This is a genomic window from Mesorhizobium sp. M1334 (assembly GCF_040317995.1).
GTDB lineage: Bacteria > Pseudomonadota > Alphaproteobacteria > Rhizobiales > Rhizobiaceae > Mesorhizobium.
In genome coordinates this window covers 58,978-78,486 of sequence record NZ_JAMYLM010000006.1, presented here as the reverse complement: position 1 = coordinate 78,486, position 19,509 = coordinate 58,978, and the positions used below count along the sequence as shown (strand labels likewise).

General features: G+C 64.3%; 21 protein-coding genes. 11 read left to right on the top strand and 10 right to left on the bottom strand.

The window, feature by feature from the left end; genetic code table 11:
- Positions 1-19: 19 nt before the first annotated feature.
- Positions 20-562, bottom strand: a complete 543-nt coding sequence (locus NKH17_RS13805; RefSeq protein ID WP_352477986.1) for a hypothetical protein — start codon at positions 560-562, stop codon at positions 20-22.
- Positions 563-844: 282 nt separating this feature from the next.
- Between NKH17_RS13805 and NKH17_RS13800 the strand changes: the two genes are divergently transcribed.
- Positions 845-1,303 carry a tRNA (cytidine(34)-2'-O)-methyltransferase gene (locus tag NKH17_RS13800; RefSeq protein WP_352477988.1) on the top strand — a complete coding sequence of 153 codons (459 nt, stop codon included), beginning with the start codon at positions 845-847 and terminating at the stop codon, positions 1,301-1,303.
- A 170-nt stretch (positions 1,304-1,473) separates the two neighbouring features.
- Positions 1,474-1,920, top strand: a complete 447-nt coding sequence (soxR, locus tag NKH17_RS13795) for a redox-sensitive transcriptional activator SoxR (protein WP_352477990.1) — start codon at positions 1,474-1,476, stop codon at positions 1,918-1,920.
- Here soxR and NKH17_RS13790 read toward each other — a convergent pair.
- Positions 1,917-2,174 (bottom strand): hypothetical protein, encoded by a 258-nt coding sequence (locus NKH17_RS13790; protein WP_023679487.1) that lies wholly within the window; start codon positions 2,172-2,174, stop codon positions 1,917-1,919. The genes soxR and NKH17_RS13790 overlap by 4 nt on opposite strands.
- A gap of 105 nt (positions 2,175-2,279) precedes the next feature.
- Here NKH17_RS13790 and hemF point away from each other — a divergent pair, with 105 nt between their 5' ends.
- The 3 genes from hemF to NKH17_RS13775 all read left to right on the top strand — a co-directional run bounded on the left by hemF (position 2,280) and on the right by NKH17_RS13775 (position 4,165).
- Positions 2,280-3,194 carry an oxygen-dependent coproporphyrinogen oxidase gene (hemF, locus tag NKH17_RS13785; protein WP_352477992.1) on the top strand — a complete coding sequence of 305 codons (915 nt, stop codon included), beginning with the start codon at positions 2,280-2,282 and terminating at the stop codon, positions 3,192-3,194.
- Between the two features lie 257 nt (positions 3,195-3,451).
- Entirely contained in the window at positions 3,452-3,712 is a 261-nt protein-coding gene (locus tag NKH17_RS13780; protein WP_023679489.1) for a DUF1344 domain-containing protein, read from the top strand.
- Positions 3,713-3,979: 267 nt separating this feature from the next.
- A complete protein-coding gene (locus tag NKH17_RS13775) occupies positions 3,980-4,165 on the top strand; it encodes a DUF1059 domain-containing protein (RefSeq protein WP_023679490.1) in 186 nt (61 codons plus the stop codon).
- 3 nt (positions 4,166-4,168) lie between these two features.
- On the opposite strand, the gene NKH17_RS13770 is transcribed toward NKH17_RS13775, so the two are convergent.
- The 3 genes from NKH17_RS13770 to NKH17_RS13760 are packed head-to-tail and all read right to left on the bottom strand — an operon-like array spanning position 4,169 to position 6,709.
- The gene (locus NKH17_RS13770; RefSeq protein WP_352477993.1) at positions 4,169-5,437 is read right to left on the bottom strand and encodes a CCA tRNA nucleotidyltransferase; all 1,269 of its coding nucleotides are present in this window, start codon (positions 5,435-5,437) and stop codon (positions 4,169-4,171) included.
- The gene (locus NKH17_RS13765) at positions 5,434-6,066 is read right to left on the bottom strand and encodes a CoA pyrophosphatase (protein ID WP_352478099.1); all 633 of its coding nucleotides are present in this window, start codon (positions 6,064-6,066) and stop codon (positions 5,434-5,436) included. Before NKH17_RS13765 ends, NKH17_RS13770 begins: the two co-directional genes overlap by 4 nt.
- Before the next feature lie 13 nt (positions 6,067-6,079).
- The gene (locus NKH17_RS13760; RefSeq protein WP_352477995.1) at positions 6,080-6,709 is read right to left on the bottom strand and encodes a DUF1285 domain-containing protein; all 630 of its coding nucleotides are present in this window, start codon (positions 6,707-6,709) and stop codon (positions 6,080-6,082) included.
- A 146-nt stretch (positions 6,710-6,855) separates the two neighbouring features.
- Between NKH17_RS13760 and NKH17_RS13755 the strand changes: the two genes are divergently transcribed.
- From NKH17_RS13755 to NKH17_RS13740, 4 genes are read left to right on the top strand one after another with little or no spacing between them, the layout of a single operon-like run.
- Positions 6,856-7,860: an AAA family ATPase gene (locus NKH17_RS13755; RefSeq protein WP_254819166.1), complete on the top strand. Its 1,005-nt coding sequence runs from the start codon at positions 6,856-6,858 to the stop codon at positions 7,858-7,860.
- Positions 7,860-8,774 (top strand): DUF58 domain-containing protein, encoded by a 915-nt coding sequence (locus tag NKH17_RS13750; RefSeq protein WP_352896095.1) that lies wholly within the window; start codon positions 7,860-7,862, stop codon positions 8,772-8,774. The genes NKH17_RS13755 and NKH17_RS13750 overlap by 1 nt, the downstream gene beginning before the upstream one ends.
- Entirely contained in the window at positions 8,771-11,593 is a 2,823-nt protein-coding gene (locus NKH17_RS13745; RefSeq protein ID WP_352896092.1) for a DUF4159 domain-containing protein, read from the top strand. The genes NKH17_RS13750 and NKH17_RS13745 overlap by 4 nt, the downstream gene beginning before the upstream one ends.
- Positions 11,594-11,596: 3 nt before the next feature.
- Positions 11,597-13,684, top strand: a complete 2,088-nt coding sequence (locus NKH17_RS13740; protein WP_352805817.1) for a hypothetical protein — start codon at positions 11,597-11,599, stop codon at positions 13,682-13,684.
- Positions 13,685-13,855: 171 nt separating this feature from the next.
- Here the strand turns inward: NKH17_RS13740 and clpS are convergent, their stop codons facing one another.
- From clpS to NKH17_RS13725, 3 genes are all read right to left on the bottom strand, one after another.
- Positions 13,856-14,161, bottom strand: coding sequence for an ATP-dependent Clp protease adapter ClpS (gene clpS, locus NKH17_RS13735; RefSeq protein ID WP_352805820.1), 306 nt, complete (start codon positions 14,159-14,161; stop codon positions 13,856-13,858).
- Positions 14,162-14,417: 256 nt separating this feature from the next.
- Entirely contained in the window at positions 14,418-14,633 is a 216-nt protein-coding gene (locus tag NKH17_RS13730; RefSeq protein ID WP_352450529.1) for a hypothetical protein, read from the bottom strand.
- A gap of 36 nt (positions 14,634-14,669) precedes the next feature.
- Complete coding sequence (locus tag NKH17_RS13725) at positions 14,670-15,014, bottom strand: hypothetical protein (protein ID WP_292665026.1); 345 nt, start codon at positions 15,012-15,014, stop codon at positions 14,670-14,672.
- 237 nt (positions 15,015-15,251) lie between these two features.
- On the opposite strand from NKH17_RS13725, the gene NKH17_RS13720 reads away from it, so the two are divergent.
- Positions 15,252-15,968, top strand: a complete 717-nt coding sequence (locus tag NKH17_RS13720) for a response regulator (protein WP_352646619.1) — start codon at positions 15,252-15,254, stop codon at positions 15,966-15,968.
- Complete coding sequence (locus NKH17_RS13715; protein ID WP_352646621.1) at positions 15,965-17,374, top strand: ATP-binding protein; 1,410 nt, start codon at positions 15,965-15,967, stop codon at positions 17,372-17,374. The genes NKH17_RS13720 and NKH17_RS13715 overlap by 4 nt, the downstream gene beginning before the upstream one ends.
- Positions 17,375-17,444: 70 nt before the next feature.
- Here the strand turns inward: NKH17_RS13715 and choV are convergent, their stop codons facing one another.
- Positions 17,445-18,626, bottom strand: coding sequence for a choline ABC transporter ATP-binding protein (gene choV / locus NKH17_RS13710; protein ID WP_254819159.1), 1,182 nt, complete (start codon positions 18,624-18,626; stop codon positions 17,445-17,447).
- On the bottom strand, positions 18,623-19,477 hold the full coding sequence (gene choW / locus NKH17_RS13705; RefSeq protein WP_254819158.1) for a choline ABC transporter permease subunit: 855 nt from the start codon (positions 19,475-19,477) through the stop codon (positions 18,623-18,625). The genes choV and choW overlap by 4 nt, the downstream gene beginning before the upstream one ends.
- Between the last annotated feature and the right edge of the window lie 32 nt (positions 19,478-19,509).

The window sequence follows — 19,509 nt, the reverse complement described above, 5'->3', positions numbered from 1 at the left end:
GATGCTCACAATTTCCCGCTCACGCGGCACGCGAACGGACGAGGTGCCCAGACCGCAGGGCGTCAAGGACCGGCGATACGGTATCGTCCGCCTCGCCGGCCCTGCTTCGCGCTATATAGGTTGTCGCGGGCCTTTCGCCGACAGTCTCGGTTGACGATGCTGATGACGTTTTGACGATCCGGATTTTCGCGCCGGTTTTTGCACCAGGTCGGATCAGCCTGATGATCCGGCGCACCAGCGACGGCCGGCTATGGTCCGGAACGGCGCGCGAGAAATCGACGTCCGGCAGCATGCCGCGATGCGGACGCCGGCGGGTCTCGGCGTGAACCGCCGACGAGTGGGTCTCGCCGATCAAAAGCGCCCAGGTCGCGGTCTTGCGCTCGTGCAGGCTTCTTGAGCCGGGTATTTTACAGGGATCGAACATCGGTCCGTCCTCCAGTTGAAGATGCAGGTAGAAGGGTGAACCAACCCAGGCGGCGGGCATGCGCGGCGCGGCAAAGGTGGCGTCGGTCGAAGCGCGTTCAGGTGGGGCGTTCAGCCCCTTCCACAGCTTGAAAAACATCGCAGGATTCCTTCAAGGGCCGAAAAAGGTTTCGGCGGGAATCGGTGCGATGAAGTCTAGAAGGTCAGGAGAATCGTCGTACCGAAACCGCCGTCGGGCTGGTAAGCCCACGAGAGAGGTGGTGGATGTGCATGGCCATCATGAATTACCCCTCCATCGGTTCGGGTTGACAATGCTGGCCGTATAACCGACTTCGCAGAAAATGACGACCCGCCAGTCCAGGAATTTCCAAAACCGCGAGAGCTCTGTGGCTGATCTGCCACTTATTAGAAAGACGCGGAAATGAACGACCGTCTCCGCATCGCGCTCTACCAGCCTGATATCGCCGGCAACACCGGGACAATCCTGCGCTTCGCCGCTTGCCTCGGTCTCGGCGTCGACATCATCGAACCGGCAGGCTTCCCGCTCGGTGACCGGGCGCTGAAACGGGCCGGCATGGACTACCTCGAAATGGCGGCGCTCACCCGGCATGTCGACTGGCACGCCTTCGAGGACTGGCGCAAGCTTGCCAAGCGGCGGCTGGTGCTGCTGTCGACCAAAGCAGCTGCCGCCTACACGGATTTCGCCTTTGCCGGCGACGACATTCTCCTGTTCGGCCGCGAATCCGCAGGCGTGCCGGATGCCGTCCACGAGGCGGCGGATGCGCGCCTGACCATCCCGATGCAGCCCGGAGCGCGCAGCATCAACGTCGCGCTTTCCGTTGCGATGGTGGCGGGCGAGGCGATCCGGCAGCTTCGCTAGGACGTGTACGCGATCGCCGGCCGCAGCGACCAAGGCATCGTCCTCACGCAACACTGCGTCCTCTCCGGTCATTCTCATCCAGACGCCCATCGCCATCTCCTGCCGTTTGCATCTTCGAGGCTTCTTCGCTACAAGCTCAACTTAACTTGAGGTCAAGCGGAAAATCGGAGATGGCTGCGGCAACGGAATTGACGGTCGGCCAGGTGGCGACGCGCAGTGGCGTGGCGGTGTCGGCGCTGCATTTCTATGAAGCGCGCGGGCTGATCCGCAGCCACCGCACATCAGGCAACCAACGGCGTTACGGCCGCGACGTGCTGCGACGTGTGGCGATCATCAAGGTAGCGCAGGAGGTCGGCATTTCGCTGGCCGAGATCGGCACAGCCCTTCGATCGCTGCCCGAAGGACGAACGCCGACCCGCGAGGATTGGAACCTGCTTTCGACGGCTTGGCGCGACGAGCTCGACCAGAAGATTAGTCAGCTCAAGAAGCTGCGCGACGGGTTGACCGACTGTATCGGCTGCGGCTGCATGTCGATCGACAAATGTCCGCTGCGGAATAAGGGCGACCGGCTGAGCATCCGAGGGCCGGGCGCGAGACGCTTGCTGATCGAGCGTTAATCCGCCGCCGGCAGCCGCCTGATCGTGAATTCGATGACGTCGCCCGGCCGCTCGAACCAGCTCTCGATCTCGGTCCAATAGGCCTGCTTGGGAAAGCGCTCGAACCATTCCTTCGCCTTGAGACGAGCGTCGGAGCGCGGCAGCACGAAGGTCTCGCGCAGGAAGCCGTCGCGCGGCATGCGCGCGTTCTCGGCGCGTGAACGGTCGAGCCTCTTCTTCAGGCCATCCAGCGGCGGTCTTGCCGGGGTGCGCACGAAAGAACTCCATTCACACTTGACCCTTGCACCTAAGAGATTAGGGATCGCGGCCGGAAAAGACGAGTCATTTGTCGGGGTACGCCCCGCAACCGGAGACAGGATTTGCAACGACCCGAGATACCGGCGGGGCTGCCAGCCGACATCGAACAGAAGAAGACGAAGGCACGGCTGTGGTTCGAGACGTTGCGCGAGCGTATCTGCGCCAGCTTCGAGCAGATCGAGCAGGACCTGCGGGGGCCGCAGGCCAGCTGGTCGCCCGGTCGCTTCGAAAAGACGCCGTGGCAACGCGATGCCGGCAAGGGCGGCGGCGGCATCATGTCGATGATGCATGGCCGCGTCTTCGAGAAGGTCGGCGTCCACACCTCGACCGTTCATGGCGAGTTCTCCCCCGAATTCAGGAAGCAGATGCCGGGCGCCGAAGAGGACCCGTCCTTCTGGGCGAGCGGCATTTCGCTGATCGCCCATCCGTGGAACCCCAACGTGCCGGCCGTGCATATGAACACGCGCATGGTCGTCACCTCACGCCAGTGGTTCGGCGGCGGCGCCGACCTGACACCGGTGCTCGACCGCCGCCGCAGCCAGGACGACCCCGACACGGTCGCCTTCCACAGGGCTATGCAATTTGCCTGCGAGAAGAACGCGGCGATCGCCGACCACGTGAAATTCAAAGCCTGGTGCGACGAGTACTTCTATCTGCCGCACCGCAACGAGCCGCGCGGTACCGGCGGTATCTTCTTCGACTGGCTGCATTCGGATGAGGACAAAGGCGGCTGGGACGCCGATTTCAACTTCGTCCAGGACGTCGGGCGATCTTTTCTCGTCGTCTACGGGCATCTGGTGCGCGCCAACTTCAATGACAACTGGACCGATGGCGACCGTGACGAGCAGCTCATCCGCCGCGGCCGTTATGTCGAATTCAACTTGCTTCACGATCGCGGCACCATCTTTGGGCTGAAGACCGGCGGCAATGTCGCCTCGATCCTGTCCAGCCTGCCGCCAGAAGCGAAATGGCCGTAAAATCTCGGTGAGCACGACGTGAGCCGCAATCGGGTCCAAATCCCCGGAATTTGACAGCGAATGTGGCGCAAGGCGCGCCAAAAAATATCTTTTTCGTCTAATATACCATTGTAAAGATTGGGCTATTTGTCGCGTCGGGCCGGGAAACGCCGGCGGTTCTTTACTCCCGAGAGCCGCGACCCGACGTGACCGGACGGCCCATGATTGAATGGGGCACCTTTCCCAAGCAGTGCCCGCATTTTCCAGGAGAGCATGCCATGCGCAAGCTTATTATGACCGCAGCCGCCGCTGCCGTTCTCGCCTCTGGTACTGCCGCATTCGCTGCGGTCAAGCACACCACCGGCACGATCAAAAGCTTTGATGGAACGGCGATGAGCCTGGTTCTGGATAACGGAGCCACCTTTACGTTGCCCCAGACCTTCAAGGATCCTGGCCTGAAGGTCGGCGAAAAGGTCCGCGTCACGTGGGATATGAGCGGCAAGGATAAAATTGCCGAGGCAGTCAAGATCGTGAAGTGATGTCCTGCCCGCTGGAGCAAGACGAGGTCTTACTCCTAGGTAGCGTAAGAGGGCGGAGCAGCGATGCTCCGCCTTTTCGCAATCCGATCACCGCGTGTCGGCTTGGACGCACGGCACTCTAAGGCAACCAAAACCATTCGATCGTGTTATGCTAACCTGGCCAGCGTGTAGCCCGGATACCGGACGCGGTTTCCGGATCGCGCAATCAAAGGTGTGGAGCTTCCGTGTCAGTGCGCGGTGCTCCAAGGAGGAGATGAGGAGAAGCCGATGAAGGAATTCCATTGCGGGTCGCTCGTACCCGGCTGCGAGTGGCACACACGCGCGGAGGAGGAGGCTGAGGTCATGCGCCGTGCCGTCGAGCATCTGCGCGAGACGCATGGCGAGACGGTGATTCGCGAGACGATGATCGAGGCGATCCGCTCGCGCATCGAAAAGGTCCGCGACGCAGCGTGACGGTCAGGATTCGAGTGCCTCTGCGGCGCGCTTGAGCAGCGCGCCGCGATCGAGCGCAAAACCGGACTCGACCCATTCCTTTTCAAGGTTCTTCAACGTTGCACCAAGCTTTGGCCCCGGTGACGCGCCAAGTGTCGTCAGATCGGCGCCCTTGAGCGGAAAAACAGGGTTTTGCCATTTTTCGGCGAAGGCAAGCAGGCGCGAGAAGCCACCGGCTTCGAGTAGTGCGTCATTGTCTTCGACCGCGCGGGCTCGAGCGGAAGCAAGCAACAGCCGCAACCGATCGACAAAGCCTTGGCGGTCGCCAAAATAAAGCCTTTTCGCCAACTCTCCTTCGGTCGTTTTCGGATCGACGGCAGCCGTGATCGCCCAATTCCGCAGGCGGCTTGCCTCGCTCACGGAAAGCCTCAATCTCTCGGCAAGCGTTTTCATGCGCGCGGCATCCGGCGGCACGACGGCTTCCAGCCTGAGCAGCGGGTCCGGCGCCCAGGCCAGGTCCTTCTCGGCCTTGATCAGCCCGTGAATGGCATCGATGCCCCATTTCTCGCTTTCCGGCAAAACGGCGGTCAGAACGCCGGCTTGGCGCATCCACAGCAGCGCCCGCGACGGATCCGGCGCCGACAGCAATTTCTTCAATTCCCACCAGACGCGCTCGACCGAGAGCTGGTCGAGCCCCTGCTTCAGCCGGGCGCAAGCCTTTAACCCTTCGGCATCCGGCCTGCCGTCGCCATACCAGGCGAAGAAACGGAAGAAACGCAGGATGCGCAGATAATCCTCGCGGATACGCGCTTCCGGATCGCCGATGAAGCGCAGCCGCCGCGCCTCGATATCGGCGATACCGCCGACCAGATCGACGACCGTTCCATCGGCTTCGGCATAGAGTGCATTGATGGTGAAATCGCGCCGCTCAGCGTCGGCTTTCCAGTCGCGGCCGAACGACACTTTGGCGCGCCGGCCGTCCGTTTCGATATCGGCACGCAGCGTGGTGACCTCATAGGCCTTGCCCTGGGCGACCGCGGTGACGGTGCCATGCTCGATGCCGGTCGGCACCGTCTTGAAGCCCGCCGCCTCGGCACGCCGGATGGTTTCCTCGGGCACCGTCGTGGTGGCGATGTCGATGTCGGCGACCGGCTGGCCGATGAGCGCGTTGCGCACCGCACCGCCGGCGACACGCGCCTCCTCGCCGCCGTGGGTGAGCGCGGCGAGCAGGCGCTGCAAGTGGCTTTCGCCGAGCCAGCCGGCCTTGCCGGCAATCGACACAGGATTGCTCACGAATAGAGCCTTTCATAGAGCGTTCGGATGATGCCCGCAGTGACGCCCCAGATGCGCTGGCCGCCATAGGGCATCTCGTAAAAGAACCATTCGAGGTCGTTCCACATGCGACTGTCTCTGGTGTGGTTGGCGGGGTCCATCAGAAAACCCAGCGGCACCTCGAAGACAGCATCGACTTCGTCGGAATTCAGCGTCAGGCTGAAACCGGGCCGCACAATCCCGAGCACCGGGGCGATGCGATAGCCGCTGCCGGAAACGTAGTCCGGCAGACGGCCGATGATCTCGATGTAATCCCTATCGAGACCGATCTCCTCGAATGTCTCGCGCAACGCCGCCGCTTCCGGGCTCGCATCGGTTGGATCGACGGTGCCACCGGGGAAAGCAACCTGCCCCGAATGGTTGCGCAGCTTTTCCGCCCGCCTGGTCAAAAGGACCGTGGCTTCATGGCCATGATCGACCACCGGGATCAGAACGGCGGCGTCGCGCAGCGCGTTGGCCAGCTTCAGTCTGGGATGGCCCGGATTGAAGCGGTGGTCGCCAAAATCGTCGCCGGCATGCGCCAGCGGCTGCGCCGCGACGCGCTGGCGAAACTCGGCAGCGGAAAACGCCAACGGCGTCACCTGATCCATCATAGGCGGTCCATCATGCGCTCAGCCGTTTCAGTTTCTCAGCCGGCATGATTGGATAGACCTCGCCTTTGGAACGGACGGCAAACATCGTCTTGCCACCGATGTCGATCTCTTCGCCGTGCTCGACCAGCTCGTACATCACCGGCCGTGCCACCAGCGCCTCCAGCCGCCCGCGCACCAGCACATAGGGCTTCAGGCCACCTGTCTCGTCCTCATCGACGAAGCGCAGCGGGTGTCCCGCCCCAGCCTCGACCACGTCGCCGACATTGGTGCGAAAGGTGATGATTTGTCCGTCGCCCGCGCCAGACACGTCCATCTCGACGGCAATGAAGGGCGCGTCGGCGACGCGGATGCCAACCTTTTCCACCGGCGTCACCAGGTAGGTCCTGCCGTCCTCGTCCTTACGCAGCACCGAGGAAAAAAGCTGCACCAGCGGCATCCGGCCGATCGGCGTTCCCAGATAGAACCAGGTGCCGTCCTGCTTGATTTCCATGTCGAGATCGCCGCAAAACGCCGGATTCCAGCGTTCCACCGGCGCCGGCCCCTTGCCGGCGCGCGTCGCGCGCGAGACCAGCGCTTGCAGCCCGCGCGCCTCGGTCGCGGCCGTCAGGCTCTCTTCACGATTGTCTGCGGCTTCCGTCATGGTCACGAAATAGTCACTGTTGTTCCGCTTGTCAGCCTAAGTCTGTGATTTAAATTCAAAGACAGGCGCCCTGCGAGGCCGAATCGCGGCATTCTGCGGCACCCACTGTGCCAAGCGGTATTTCCAACCAGAAGGATCGATGCTGCATGAGCGTGATGATCAAGGAAAGCCCGATCAGCGAAAAGGACATGGTGGCGCAGGCCGAGAAAGCGCTGGCCGACATTTCGAGGGTTCGCAACGGCGTCGGCCGGGTCATCTTCGGCCAGGAAAGCGTCGTCGAGCGCACGCTCGTCGCATTGCTGGCCGGCGGCCATGCACTGCTGGTCGGCGTGCCCGGCCTAGCCAAGACCAAGCTGGTCGAAACGCTGGGCATCGTGCTCGGCCTCGATTCGCGCCGTATCCAGTTCACGCCCGACCTGATGCCGTCCGACATTCTCGGCTCAGAGGTGATGGAGCAGGATGAATTCGGCAAGCGTTCGTTCCGCTTCATTTCCGGGCCGATCTTCGCGCAACTGCTGATGGCCGACGAGATCAACCGCGCCTCGCCGCGTACCCAGTCGGCGCTGCTGCAGTCGATGCAGGAATACCACGTCACCATTGCCGGCGTGCGCCACGACTTGCCGTCACCGTTCCATGTTCTGGCGACGCAGAACCCGCTGGAGCAGGAAGGCACCTATCCGCTGCCCGAGGCACAGCTCGACCGCTTCCTGATGCAGGTCGACATCCTCTACCCCGAGATCGAGGCGGAGCGCCGCATCCTGCTGGAAACCACCGGTATCGAGGATGCCAAGGCTGAAAACGTGCTGCAGCCGGCGCGGCTGAAGGACATCCAGACGCTCATCCGCCGCATGCCGGTGCCGGAAAGCGTCGTCGAGGCGATCCTCAAGCTGGTGCGCTCTGCGCGTCCCGGCCAGGGCAACGCCGATACCGACAAGCACGTCGCCTGGGGCCCAGGCCCGCGCGCCAGTCAGGCGCTGACGCTGTGCACCCGCGCCCGCGCCCTCTATGACGGCCGGCTGGCGCCGTCGGTCGACGACGTCCGCGCACTGGCCGAGCCGGTGCTGCAGCACCGCATGGCGCTGACCTTCGCCGCCCGCGCCGAGGGCACCACGGTTCGCGACGTCGTGGCGAAGCTCGCGAAAGGGATTTGATGGCGCGCATCGGTGAAGCGCAGGCACCGGCAGCGACGCGCGATGCGCTCGCCAGAGGCCGGTTGCGGGCTTCGTTGGTGCCGGACCTGCTGGTCGAGGCGCGCCGCATCGTCAACACGGTAATTGCCGGCTGGCACGGCCGCCGCAAGCGCGGCATCGGCGAGAATTTCTGGCAGTTCCGGCCCTATGTCGAAGGCGATTCCTCGCGCATTGACTGGCGCCGTTCCGCCCGCGACGACCACACCTATGTCCGCGACCGTGAATGGGAGGCCGCCCACACGGTGTGGCTGTGGGCCGACCCCTCGCCTTCCATGCTCTACAAATCGACCGGAGCCGGCGTTTCCAAGGAATCGCGCGCCCTTGTGCTGACGCTGGCCATGGCCGAGCTTTTGTCGCGCAGCGGCGAGCGCATTGCCTGGCCCGGCCTGACCGACCCGTTCACCGCCCGCAATGGCGCCGAGCGCATCGCGGCGCAACTGATGCACGCCGGCGACCTGCCGGCAAAGCCCGACCTGTCCGGCATTCGCCGCTTCTGCGACATCGTCCTCGTCAGCGATTTCCTCGACCCGGTCGAGGACACCATGGCCTGGCTGGACGTGCTCGCCCGCCACGGCGTGCGCGCACATCTGATCGAGGTCGCCGATCCGGCCGAGGAAAGCTTCCCCTATGCCGGGCGCACCGAATTCACCGATCCTGAGACCGGCGACAAGCTGACCGCCGGCCGCGCCGAAATGCTGGGCGAGGAATATCGCCTGCTTTATGCCGCCCGCCGCCAGGAACTGGCCGCCTGGTGCGAACGGCTTGGCTGGAGCTTTACCGTCAACCATACCGATCGCCTTGCCTCCGAGGCGCTGGTGCGCATCCATATGGCGATGACCGCCGAGGGCAGCTTTGCCGGGAGGGCCCGCGCATGAGTTGGCTGCCGCTCTCCTTCGGGGCGCCGATGGTGCTGTGGGGCCTGCTGGCGCTGCCGGTGATCTGGTGGCTTCTGCGGCTGACCCCGCCCAGGCCGCAAACCGAGGTGTTTCCGCCGCTCAGGATTCTCGCCCGCGTGTTGAGGCGCGAAGAAACGCCGCAGCAGAGCCCTTGGTGGCTGACGCTGCTCAGGCTGCTGATGGCCGCGCTTGTCGTGGCGGCACTTGCCGAACCTGTCTTCAACCCGCGCGAAAAGCTGCCCGCCGAGGGCGCCGCCCTGGCGCTGGTGATCGACAATGACTGGGCAAGTGCCGCCGACTGGGGCAAGCGGGTCGCTACCGCCGAGCGGCTGATCGCCGATGCCAATTCGAATGGCGTGCCGGTGCTCATCGCTTTCACCGCCGAGAAGCCGAATGCCGAGATCGGTCCCTTCGATGCCGCTGCCGCGCTCGACCGGCTGCGCGCGGCAAAGCCGCGGCCGATCCCGACCGACCGCCCCGCCGTCTACGCCCGCGTCGCGTCAGCCCTGGAGTCGCTGCCGGGCGCCAGCGTCGCAGTGCTCGCCGATGGCTTGGCGGCGCAAGGCGACGAAACCGCCTTCAACACGTTGTTGTCAAAGAACGCGGCACGTATTGTCTGGGCCGTCTCCGACCGGCTGTCGCTGACTGGCCTGACCGGCGCCGACAACCAGGTCGACGGCTTCGCCTTGACCGCCATCCGCGCACCGGGCGACCCGGCACCTGCACAGGTGACGGCCGGCGCGTTCGACGACAAGGGCCGCCGCATTGCCGACGCGATGCTTACCTTTGCCCCGGGCGGAACCACCGCGACCGGCACGATGGCGGTGCCGTTCGAACTGCGCAACGACTTCGCCTATATCGCGCTCGATGGCGAGCGCCAGGCCGGTGCCGTCCGCGTGCTCGATGAGAGCTCAAAACGCCGCCGCGTCGGGTTGCTGTCGCAGTCCGAGGCCGATCAGGCGCAACCGCTGCTGTCGCCGCTCTACTACATCCGCCGCGCCCTGCAGCCCTTCGCCGATCTCGTCGAGCCGTCGAGCGTCGATCTCGCCGACGCCATTCCGCAACTGCTCGACCAGAAACCGGCGATGATCGTCATGGCGGATGTCGGCACCATTCCGGAACAGGCGCGGCAGAGGCTGGTCGACTGGGTCGACAAGGGCGGCACACTGGTGCGTTTTGCCGGTTCGCGGCTGGCCGCTGCCGGCAATGACGACGATCTGCTGCCGGTCCGGCTGCGCACCGGCGAGCGATCGCTTGGCGGCGCGCTGTCATGGACGGCGCCGCAGCCGGTCACCGAATTCCCGAAAACCGGTCCCTTCGCCGACCTCGCGCCGCCAACCGAGGTCACCGTTACCAGGCAGGTGCTGGCCGAGCCGACGCCCGACATTGTCGAGCGCACCTGGGCCACGCTTGCCGACGGTACGCCGCTGGTGACCGGGATGAAGAAGGACAAGGGCACCCTCGTACTGTTCCACGTCACCCCCGAGGCGACGTGGTCCAACCTCCCGATCTCCGGCAGCTTCGTCGAGATGCTGCGGCGCATCGTGCAATTGTCGCGCAACCAGGGCTCGGCAGTCGCCAATGCCGAGGCAGCCGCCACGTCGCTGGCACCCTATCGCATGATCGCCGCCGACGGCACGCTGGTGCCGCCGACGCCGGATGCCAGGCCCCTAGTGCCCGGCGCCGGCCCGCTGCCGGTGACGCTGGAAAACCCGCCCGGCCTCTACGGCTCGGAAACGGGAGTGTTCGCTCACAATCTGCTCGGTGGCGACAGCGCATTCACGCCGCTGGCCCGGCCTGAAATCACGGTGCCGGTCACCACCATCCAGTATGCCTTCGACGAGCAGCGCAACCTCAAAGGTCCGCTTGTCACGGCCGCCCTGGTGCTGATGGTGCTCGACACGCTTGCCGTATTCTGGATGGGCGGCCTGTTGTCGCGCCGGCCGCGCCGTGCCGGCGCTGCGGCGACGGCAGCCGTCCTGCTGATGGCGCTCGGCGCCTTGATTGGCCAAGCGGACGTCGCGCGTGCCGACGACGCCAAACCGGGAGATACGGAGGCGATCGGGGACATTTCAAAGACCCGGATCGCCTACGTGCTGACCGGCGAGCCGGGTGTCGATTCGATCAGCCGCGCCGGGCTCGAAGGGCTGACCCGCTTTCTTATCGAAAAAACCGCGCTCGAACCCGGAGCACCCGCCGGCGTCGACATCTCGAAGGACGAACTGTCCTTCTACCCGCTGATCTACTGGCCGATCGATCCCTCGGCCCCGATGCCGAGCGAGGCCGCCATCGCGCGCATCGACGCCTATATGCAGCAGGGCGGAACGGTCTTGTTCGACACCCGCGACCAGTTCGCCAATGGCATTGGTGCGGATTGGACCAGCCCGGCTACGGAGCGGCTGCGCGACATCCTCGGCAACCTCAACGTGCCACCGCTGGAACCGGTGCCGTCGGACCACGTGCTGACCAAATCCTTCTACATTCTTCCGGAGTTTCCTGGCCGTTTTGCCGGCAGCCCGCTTTGGGTCGAGGCATCGCTCGAAGCCAGCAACACCGAGAACCGCCCGGTGCGCACCGGCGACGGCGTTTCGCCAATCATGATCACCGCCAATGATTTCGCCGGCGCCTGGGCGGTCGACGAGAATGGCGACCCGCTATTGCCGACGGTGCCTTCGGATCCGATGCAGCGCATCTATGCGCTGCGCGCCGGCGTCAACATCATGATGTACATGCTGACCGGCAACTACAAATCCGATCAGGTGCACGTCCCGGTGCTGCTCGAACGGCTGGGACAGTAGACCATGAACTGGTCGCTCTCCTTCGAACCGCTCATCACCTGGCCGCTGCTCGCAGTGGTCCTGGTGCCGCTGCTGCTGCTGGCGCTGGCCGGCCTTTGGTTTCGCCAGCGCGGTGCGATTTTCCGCCTGGCAGCCCTGATTGCCCTGGCTGCGGCGCTGCTCAATCCGGTGTTCCTCGACGAAGAGCGCGAGCCGCTGAAAAGCATCGTCGCCGTCGTCGTCGACCGCAGCCAGAGCCAGGATATCGGCGACCGCACCAAGCAGACCGACGCGGCGTTAGCCGGGCTTCAGCAACGTCTCGGCCGCTTCAAGCAGTTCGACGTCCGTGTCGTCGAAGCCGGCAAGTCCGAAGCCGCCGACGAGCGCACCGAGACGCGGTTGTTTTCCTCGCTCGAAAATGCTTTCCGCGACGTGCCGCCATCGCGCATCGGCGGCGCCATCATGATCACCGATGGCGAGGTGCATGACGCACCGTCCGGCACACCCGACTTCAATGCCCCGCTGCATGCGCTGATTACCGGCAACGAGCATGAAAAGGACCGTCGCATTCGCTTCGAGAATGCGCCGCGCTTCGGCCTCGTCGGCAAGCCGCTCGACATGACCTATCGAGTCATCGCCACCAACAACGACACCGGCCCGGTCGATGTCCGCGTATCGGTCAATGGCGAGCAGGTATCGGTCGAGCACGCCAACATCGGCCAGGCGATGCCGCTGCAGGTGACTATTCCCAGCGCCGGGCGCAACATTGTCGAACTCGCCATCAACCACGAGCCGGGCGAACTCACCGACACCAACAACCGCGCCATCGCGCTGATCGACGGTATTCGCGAAAATCTGCGGGTACTGCTCGTTTCCGGTGAACCGCATGCGGGCGAGCGCACCTGGCGCAATTTGCTGAAATCCGACGCTTCGGTGGACCTCGTGCACTTCACCATCCTGCGCCCGCCGGAAAAGCAGGACGGCACGCCGATCAACGAATTGTCGCTGATCGCCTTCCCGACGCGCGAGCTGTTCGTCGAGAAGATCAAGGATTTCGACCTGATCATCTTCGACCGCTATCAGCACCGCGACGTACTGCCGATCCTCTATTACGACTATATCTCCGAATATGTCGAAAAGGGCGGCGCGCTGCTGATCGCGGCAGGCCCCGAATATGCCGGCGAAAGCTCGATCGCCCGCACGCCGCTGATGTCGGCGCTGCCGGCAATGCCGACCGGCGAGGTCATCGACAAGGCCTTCTATCCGCGCCTCACCGATACCGGCCAGCGTCATCCGGTAACGCGTGGGCTCGACGGCTCCGCGACCGAGCCGCCGCACTGGAGCCGCTGGTTCCGCACCATCGGGGTCGAGAACCCCGAGGGCGAGGTGGTGATGAAGGGCGCCGACAACCGGCCGCTGCTGCTGCTCGATCGCAAGGGCGAAGGCCGCGTCGGCATGCTTCTGTCCGACCAGGGCTGGCTGTGGGCGCGCGGCTTCGAGGGCGGTGGGCCCCACGTCCAGCTCTACCGGCGCATCGCCCACTGGCTGATGAAGGAGCCCGAACTCGAGGAAGAGCGGCTGACCGCCGACGGCCGCGGCATGGTGCTGGAAATCCGCCGCCAGACGATGAGCGACGACCCCGGCCCGGCGCAAGTCATCACGCCATCCGGCAAGGCACTGATCGTCAGGCTCGAGAAATCCGAACCAGGTGTCTTCCTCGGCAGCGTCGAGACCAGCGAAATCGGTCTCTACCAGGTCGGCAATGGCGACCTGACGGCATTGGCCCATGTCGGGCCGGTCAACGCCCCGGAATTCACCGATGTCGTCTCCACCGAGAACCGGCTGAAACCACCGGCTGAGGCAACCGGCGGCAGCGTTCGCCGGCTGGCTCCGGCCTCGCCACTTGGCAATCTCACCAGCACGGTCACGCTGCCATCAATCGTCCCGGTCCGTTCGTCCGGCGCGGCCTCCGGCAATGACTGGATCGGCCTGCGCACTACCGACGACAGCGTGCTCAAGGCCGTCTCGCGCGTGCCGCTGTTCGGTGGCTTCCTCGGACTCGGCCTGCTTCTTCTGGCGATGGGCTCTATGTGGTACCGCGAAGGGCGGTAGCGGCACCGTCCTTCCTTCTCCCCTTGTGGGAGAAGGTGGATTGGCGCGAAGCGCCAAGACGGATGAGGGGTGCCGGAAGAAATGAGGCGTCGGCGTTCCCTGGAACACCCCTCATCCGACCGAGCTTCGCTCGCCCACCTTCTCCCGCAAGGGGAGAAGGGAAAAGGAGCCCTACTCCTCCGGCTCCGTCGTGAACATCAGCGGGTAGCCCTTGGCCTTGCCGGCATCGGTCGCCCGCGCTGCCTTGGTCTCGGCGACATCCCTGGTGAAGACGGCGACGACGCAGACGCCGCGCCGGTGCGCAGTGATCATTATCCTATGCGCCTGGTCTTCGCTGAGCTTGAACTCGGCCTTCAGCACAGTCACGACGAACTCGCGCGGCGTGAAATCGTCATTGACCAGGATAACCTTGTAGAGCTTCGGCCGTTCGACTTTCGGCTTCGTGCTGGTACGGGGTTTTGTCGCGATTTCAGGCATTGGACCGGCAATTGAGTACGACGGCTTTGCGGTCATTTTGACATGGGCAAAAGCGGTCGTCCATTCAACCGCGCGCGAGCGGCTTCCCGGCGGACGCAGCTCAAAAATCCGTGCCTATGTGGGAACTGCCGTCTGGCGTTCAACGGGGGTGTGGGCCGGGACTGCCCCCTATTGTCTGCACGCTAAAAAAAGACGACCGCTCCAGGCAAATCGCAACTGGAGCGGTCTTCTCATAGGGTAGAAAGATGTCGCTTGATCAGGCCTTCGGAGCTGCCTTGACCGCGTGCTTCTTGTGCTTCTTGACGGTCTTCTTGGCAGCGACCTTCTTCACGGCCTTGGCCGGCGCAGCGGTCGTCGTTGTCGTCGCAGCCGGGGTGGTGGTCGCGGCATTGGCGCTGCTGGCGCCGAGAACCGGCATCGAGACGGCCAGCGCGATGGCGAGACCGAGGGCGGAGAGGAGAGACTTTTTCATGGCTTCACTTCCTTTTTGTGCAGATCGGATTGAGTGTCACTGAACGGGATCGATCGGTGTCACTCCAAGCAGCTTCAAGGCGTTCGCGAGCATCCGGATTCCCTGTGCCTGTTTCTTGTTGGCGCAGAACCGGTTTCCCTTTCTTTGAAGTGCTTTCGCCGCGGTGACCTGCGTTGCCGCGGCATGGGTTTCGAGGGCTTCGTCAAACTGGCGGTTCAGATCGATGCAACGCTCGCTGCGGGTGGTCGCCACCTTTGCATCGGCCGCCTTTGCATTGGCCACCTTTGCATCGGCCAGTTTTGCATCGGCTTGTTCAACCGCAGCCGTGACGAGCGAAATGGAAAGCAACGCACCCATCAGACTGATCGAGAACCTTTGCATTGGTCTATCCGTAATCCCGTAACGCGTGTCGCAGCCGATGACCTGACCGCCACGGCACCACTTATGACCTTGATTTTTTTCGGCAGTTTTTCCGGATTGTAGAATTTTGTTTCTGGATTGTTTCTGGGCAGCCCGGATCGGGCCGCCGATCTTCACTGGCCAACTTATGGCCTGAATTCTATCGTCTGGCTGACGGCCGAAGCACCGCTTGGGCGATCCACAAATGACAGGTTTCCTGTGAAATCCGACCCCCACATACTGATCGTCGACGACGACAAGGGCATTCGTGACCTGCTTCAGGAATTCTTCCAGAAGCGAGGGCTGCATACATCGGTCGCCGCCGACGGCACCGAGATGGAGACCGTCCTGCGCCGCGCCCAGGTCGACCTGATCGTCCTGGACGTCATGCTGCCCGGCAAGAGCGGGCTGGAGCTCTGCCGCGACTTGCGCGCCAATTATTCGACGCCGATCATCATGCTGACCGCGGTTACCGAGACAACCGACCGCGTGGTTGGGCTGGAGATGGGCGCGGACGACTACGTGCCGAAACCCTTCGATCCGCGCGAGCTGCTCGCACGCATTCGTGCCGTCTTGAGACGCAATGGCGCCGCCGAGCCGCGACGCGCCGCCTCGCGGCAGATCTACCATTTCGCCGGCTGGACGATGGACTGTTCGCGCCGCCGGCTAATGGCGCCCGGCGACGTCAGGATCGAGCTGACGATGGCCGAATTCAATCTCCTGCAGACCTTCGTCAAGAGCGCGCAGCGCGTACTGAGCCGCGAGCAGCTGATCGAGCTGTCCGGCGGCGACAGCGGCTACAGCTTCGACCGCAGCGTCGACATTCTGGTCAGCCGGCTGCGGCGCAAGATGGAGGACGACCCGAAAACGCCGAAGCTGATCCTGACCGTGCGCAGCGGCGGCTACCAGTTCCTGCCTGAGACGACCTCCGAATGAGACGCATCCTGCCGCAAACGCTGCCGGTCTGGGTGCTGCTCATCGTCATCGCCGGCCTGCTGATCAGCCAGATCGCGACCCTTTACATCGTTTCGCGCGACCGTGCGGCCGCCAATGACGTCGTCGATCTCTATCGGCTGAACGACCGCGCCTTCTCGCTGGTGCAGCTGATGCATGATGCCACCCCAGAACAGCGCAAGGCGACGGCCTCCGGGCTGTTCAATGCCACCTATGCGCTCACCGTCTCCGACACGCCCGCCGTCACCTCGTCGATAGCGGGCGACGACGAGCTGGCCGAACTGGAAGACATATTGGTCGGCCGGCTGTCGAAGTTCGGGATCACCGATGCACGGGTCCGCCGCGACCTGGCAACGCACGAAGCGGACGCTCCCGGTGGGACGGTCGCCGGTCCCGATATCGGCCAGGTCGAGCGCGACCTGCTGGTGCTGGCGGCCGATTTCGCCCAGAGCGACAAGCTGACGGCTTCGCTTCGCTTTGCCGACGGCCAGTGGCTGAACTTCACCGAACCGAACACGCCGGCCGGGCCGATACTGAGCTTCGATAGCCTGCCGCTCTATGCCTTAATCGCCGGGCTGGTGGTGGCTTCCTCGATCTGGTCGCTGCGCCGGCTGACGGCGCCCTACAGGATGATGGAGACCGCGGTGAAGCGGATCGGCGAGGACCTGAAGAGCCCGCCGATCGCCGAGAGCGGCAGCCGCGAGGTGCGTACCGCGGCAAAGGCGGTCAATGCCATGCAGGCGAGGCTGCGCGCCTACGTCGAGGACCGAGAGCATCTTGCGGCCGCACTGGCGCACGACCTGCGCACGCCGCTGACCAGGATGCGGCTGCGCCTCGAACTGCTGAGGAATTCGTCCGTGCGCGCCGCACTGGCGCACGACCTCGCCGACATCGAAGGCATTGCCAGCTCGGTCATCGACTTCGCCACTTTCGAGGTGACCGAGGAGAAGAGCGAGAGGATCGATTTCTGGTCGCTGGTAGAATCGATCGCCGACGGCTTCGACGAGGTCTCCTTCGAGAATGAAGACGGGCGCTCGCGCGGCCTGATCTGCATGGCGCGGCCGGTCGCGCTCCGGCGCTGCGTCACCAACCTCGTCCAGAACGCGGTGACCTATGGCAAGAGGGCGCATCTCAGCCTGCGTCAATCAGGCAAGACAATCACGCTGGCGATCCATGACGAAGGGCCGGGCATACCGCAAGCCGAGCTCGACGCCGTGTTCGGCTCGTTCGTGCGCCTGGAACAGTCGCGCAACCGTCAGACCGGCGGCCTCGGCCTCGGCCTGACCATCGCCCGCAACATCGCCCGCGGCGCCGGCGGCGAGGTCATCCTGTCCAATCACCCCGATGGCGGCCTGTTGACGGAACTGAGATTGCCGCTGGCGGTTTAGCTTGCGGTATCGGGCTAAGCCGGCGTTCCTTCGCGCGGCGTTTGGTCTCGGTTCTCACCAAGGAGAAAAATTATCTTCGCAGCACCGCGCTCAGCACATCCCTGACGCCGATGGCGCCGACGAAGCGCGACTGGTCGTCGAACAGCGCCACCGGTGCGGTCTGCGAGCGATGCATGGCCAGCATCACGGTCTTCAGCGAGGTGCCGGGATTGGCCCAGAACACCTGCGCCGTCTCCTCCGGCTGGGCTTCGACATCGGCGCAGGACACCCATACCGCCGGCTTGCCGTCGCGCTCGGCCGCCGCCACGAGCCCATGCTCGTCGATCTTGAAGCGCGTCGTCTTGCGCCGGTCGAGCCACACCCAGCCGTTCTCGCCATGTTCGAGGTCGCGGCGGTCGCGCATGACGTTCCACGCGGTCAACACCGAGAGCGGGTTCACATTGGCGATGAAGTCGCGGACATAGTCGTTGGCGGGCCGCAGCACGATGTCTTCCGGCGCACCGGTCTGCACGATGCGCCCGCCCTCCATGATGGTGATGTGGGTGCCGATCTTCAGCGCCTCCTCGAGGTCGTGGCTGACGAAGATGATGGTCTTCTTCAGCTCGGCCTGAAGCTGCAGCAGCTCGTCCTGCAGCTTGGTCCGGATCAGTGGGTCGAGTGCCGAGAACGGCTCGTCCATCAGCAGGATCGGCGCCTCGGTGGCAAAGGCGCGCGCCAGGCCGACGCGCTGCTGCATGCCGCCGGAAAGCTCATGCGCGTATTTCTTCGACCACTGGTCGAGATGAACCAGCTTCAGTTGCTTATTCACCCGCTCCTTGCGCTCGGCTTCAGGCACGCCGGCGAGCTCGAGGCCGAGGCCAACATTTTCCTCCACTGTGCGCCACGGCAGCAGGCCGAACTGCTGAAACACCATCGCCACCTGTTTCTGCCGCAACCGCCGAAGCGTCGCCTCGTCGCAGGTGACGACGTCGACCGTGCCGTCGCCGTCCTTGACCAGCACCTGGCCGCGCGAGACGACGTTCAGCCGGTTGACGGCCCTGAGCAGCGTCGATTTGCCGGAGCCGGAAAGCCCCATCAGCACCGAGATCTCGCCCTCGTTCACGGTGAGGCTGGCGCCGGCGCAGCCCAGTACGTTGCCGGTCTGTTCGAGGATCTCGGCGCGGGTGGCGCCGCTGTCGATCAGCGCCAGCGAGCCTGCCTGGTCGGCGCCGAAGACGATGTCGACATTTCTGAAATCGACGGCGACGGTCATTTCTTGCCTCCCACGCCGATGCGCGTCATTCGGTCGAGCACGATGGCAAGCACGACGATGGCCAGCCCTGCCTCAAGCCCTAGGTCGATCCGGCGCGAACCGAGCGCGCGGTTGATCTCCGTGCCGAGGCCGCCGGCGCCGATAAGGGCGGCGAACACCACCATCGACAGCGACAGCATAATCGACTGGGTCAGCCCCGCCATGATGGTCGGCAGCGCCGAAGGCAGCTCGACCTTCCACAGCAGCTGGCGTTTGGTGGCGCCGAACGCCTCGCCCGCCTCGACGATCGATTTCGGCACCGAGGTGACGCCGAGATGGGTGAGCCGAACCGAGGTCGGAATGACGAAGATGATGGTGACGATGAGGCCGGGCGCATTGCCGAGGCCGAACAGGGTCAGCACCGGGATCAGGTAGACGAAGGTCGGTAGCGTCTGCATCAGGTCGAGCACCGGCAGCATGACGCGATACACCTTCGGCTTGTGCGCGGCCCAGATGCCGAGCGGCACGCCGATGGCCATCGACACGGCGGCGGCGGCGACCACCAGCACCAGCGTCTCCACCGTCTGCTTCCACAGGTTCTGGTTGAGGATGAACAGCAATCCAATGAATACCGCCAAAGCCAGGCCTTTCGAGCGCTGCAGGAAATAGGCGAGCAGAGCGATCAGCGCGATCAGCAGAACCGGCGGCAGCAACAGCAGCCCGTCGACGATGCCGTCGAGCAGGAAGTTGAGGCTGTTGGAAAAAGCCCTGAAGATGGTGTCGAAATTGTCGGTGAGAAAGCCGAAAAACGCCTTCCCCCATGCCCCGATGGGAATCTTGTAACTGACCAGGAATTTGGAGATCGGATCCATCTAGCCCCTCTTCTGCCGGCGCCGTCCTTCGC

Excerpts from the sequence above, each read along its gene's own strand:
- NKH17_RS13805 (WP_352477986.1), bottom strand. The coding sequence starts at position 562 with ATGTTTTTCAAGCTGTGGAAGGGGCTGAACGCCCCACCTGAACGCGCT.
- NKH17_RS13800 (WP_352477988.1), top strand. The coding sequence starts at position 845 with ATGAACGACCGTCTCCGCATCGCGCTCTACCAGCCTGATATCGCCGGC.
- soxR (WP_352477990.1), top strand. The coding sequence starts at position 1,474 with ATGGCTGCGGCAACGGAATTGACGGTCGGCCAGGTGGCGACGCGCAGT.
- NKH17_RS13780 (WP_023679489.1), top strand. The coding sequence starts at position 3,452 with ATGCGCAAGCTTATTATGACCGCAGCCGCCGCTGCCGTTCTCGCCTCT.
- NKH17_RS13775 (WP_023679490.1), top strand. The coding sequence starts at position 3,980 with ATGAAGGAATTCCATTGCGGGTCGCTCGTACCCGGCTGCGAGTGGCAC.
- NKH17_RS13765 (WP_352478099.1), bottom strand. The coding sequence starts at position 6,066 with ATGGATCAGGTGACGCCGTTGGCGTTTTCCGCTGCCGAGTTTCGCCAG.
- NKH17_RS13760 (WP_352477995.1), bottom strand. The coding sequence starts at position 6,709 with ATGACGGAAGCCGCAGACAATCGTGAAGAGAGCCTGACGGCCGCGACC.
- NKH17_RS13755 (WP_254819166.1), top strand. The coding sequence starts at position 6,856 with ATGAGCGTGATGATCAAGGAAAGCCCGATCAGCGAAAAGGACATGGTG.
- NKH17_RS13750 (WP_352896095.1), top strand. The coding sequence starts at position 7,860 with ATGGCGCGCATCGGTGAAGCGCAGGCACCGGCAGCGACGCGCGATGCG.
- NKH17_RS13745 (WP_352896092.1), top strand. The coding sequence starts at position 8,771 with ATGAGTTGGCTGCCGCTCTCCTTCGGGGCGCCGATGGTGCTGTGGGGC.
- NKH17_RS13740 (WP_352805817.1), top strand. The coding sequence starts at position 11,597 with ATGAACTGGTCGCTCTCCTTCGAACCGCTCATCACCTGGCCGCTGCTC.
- clpS (WP_352805820.1), bottom strand. The coding sequence starts at position 14,161 with ATGCCTGAAATCGCGACAAAACCCCGTACCAGCACGAAGCCGAAAGTC.
- NKH17_RS13730 (WP_352450529.1), bottom strand. The coding sequence starts at position 14,633 with ATGAAAAAGTCTCTCCTCTCCGCCCTCGGTCTCGCCATCGCGCTGGCC.
- NKH17_RS13725 (WP_292665026.1), bottom strand. The coding sequence starts at position 15,014 with ATGCAAAGGTTCTCGATCAGTCTGATGGGTGCGTTGCTTTCCATTTCG.
- NKH17_RS13715 (WP_352646621.1), top strand. The coding sequence starts at position 15,965 with ATGAGACGCATCCTGCCGCAAACGCTGCCGGTCTGGGTGCTGCTCATC.
- choV (WP_254819159.1), bottom strand. The coding sequence starts at position 18,626 with ATGACCGTCGCCGTCGATTTCAGAAATGTCGACATCGTCTTCGGCGCC.
- choW (WP_254819158.1), bottom strand. The coding sequence starts at position 19,477 with ATGGATCCGATCTCCAAATTCCTGGTCAGTTACAAGATTCCCATCGGG.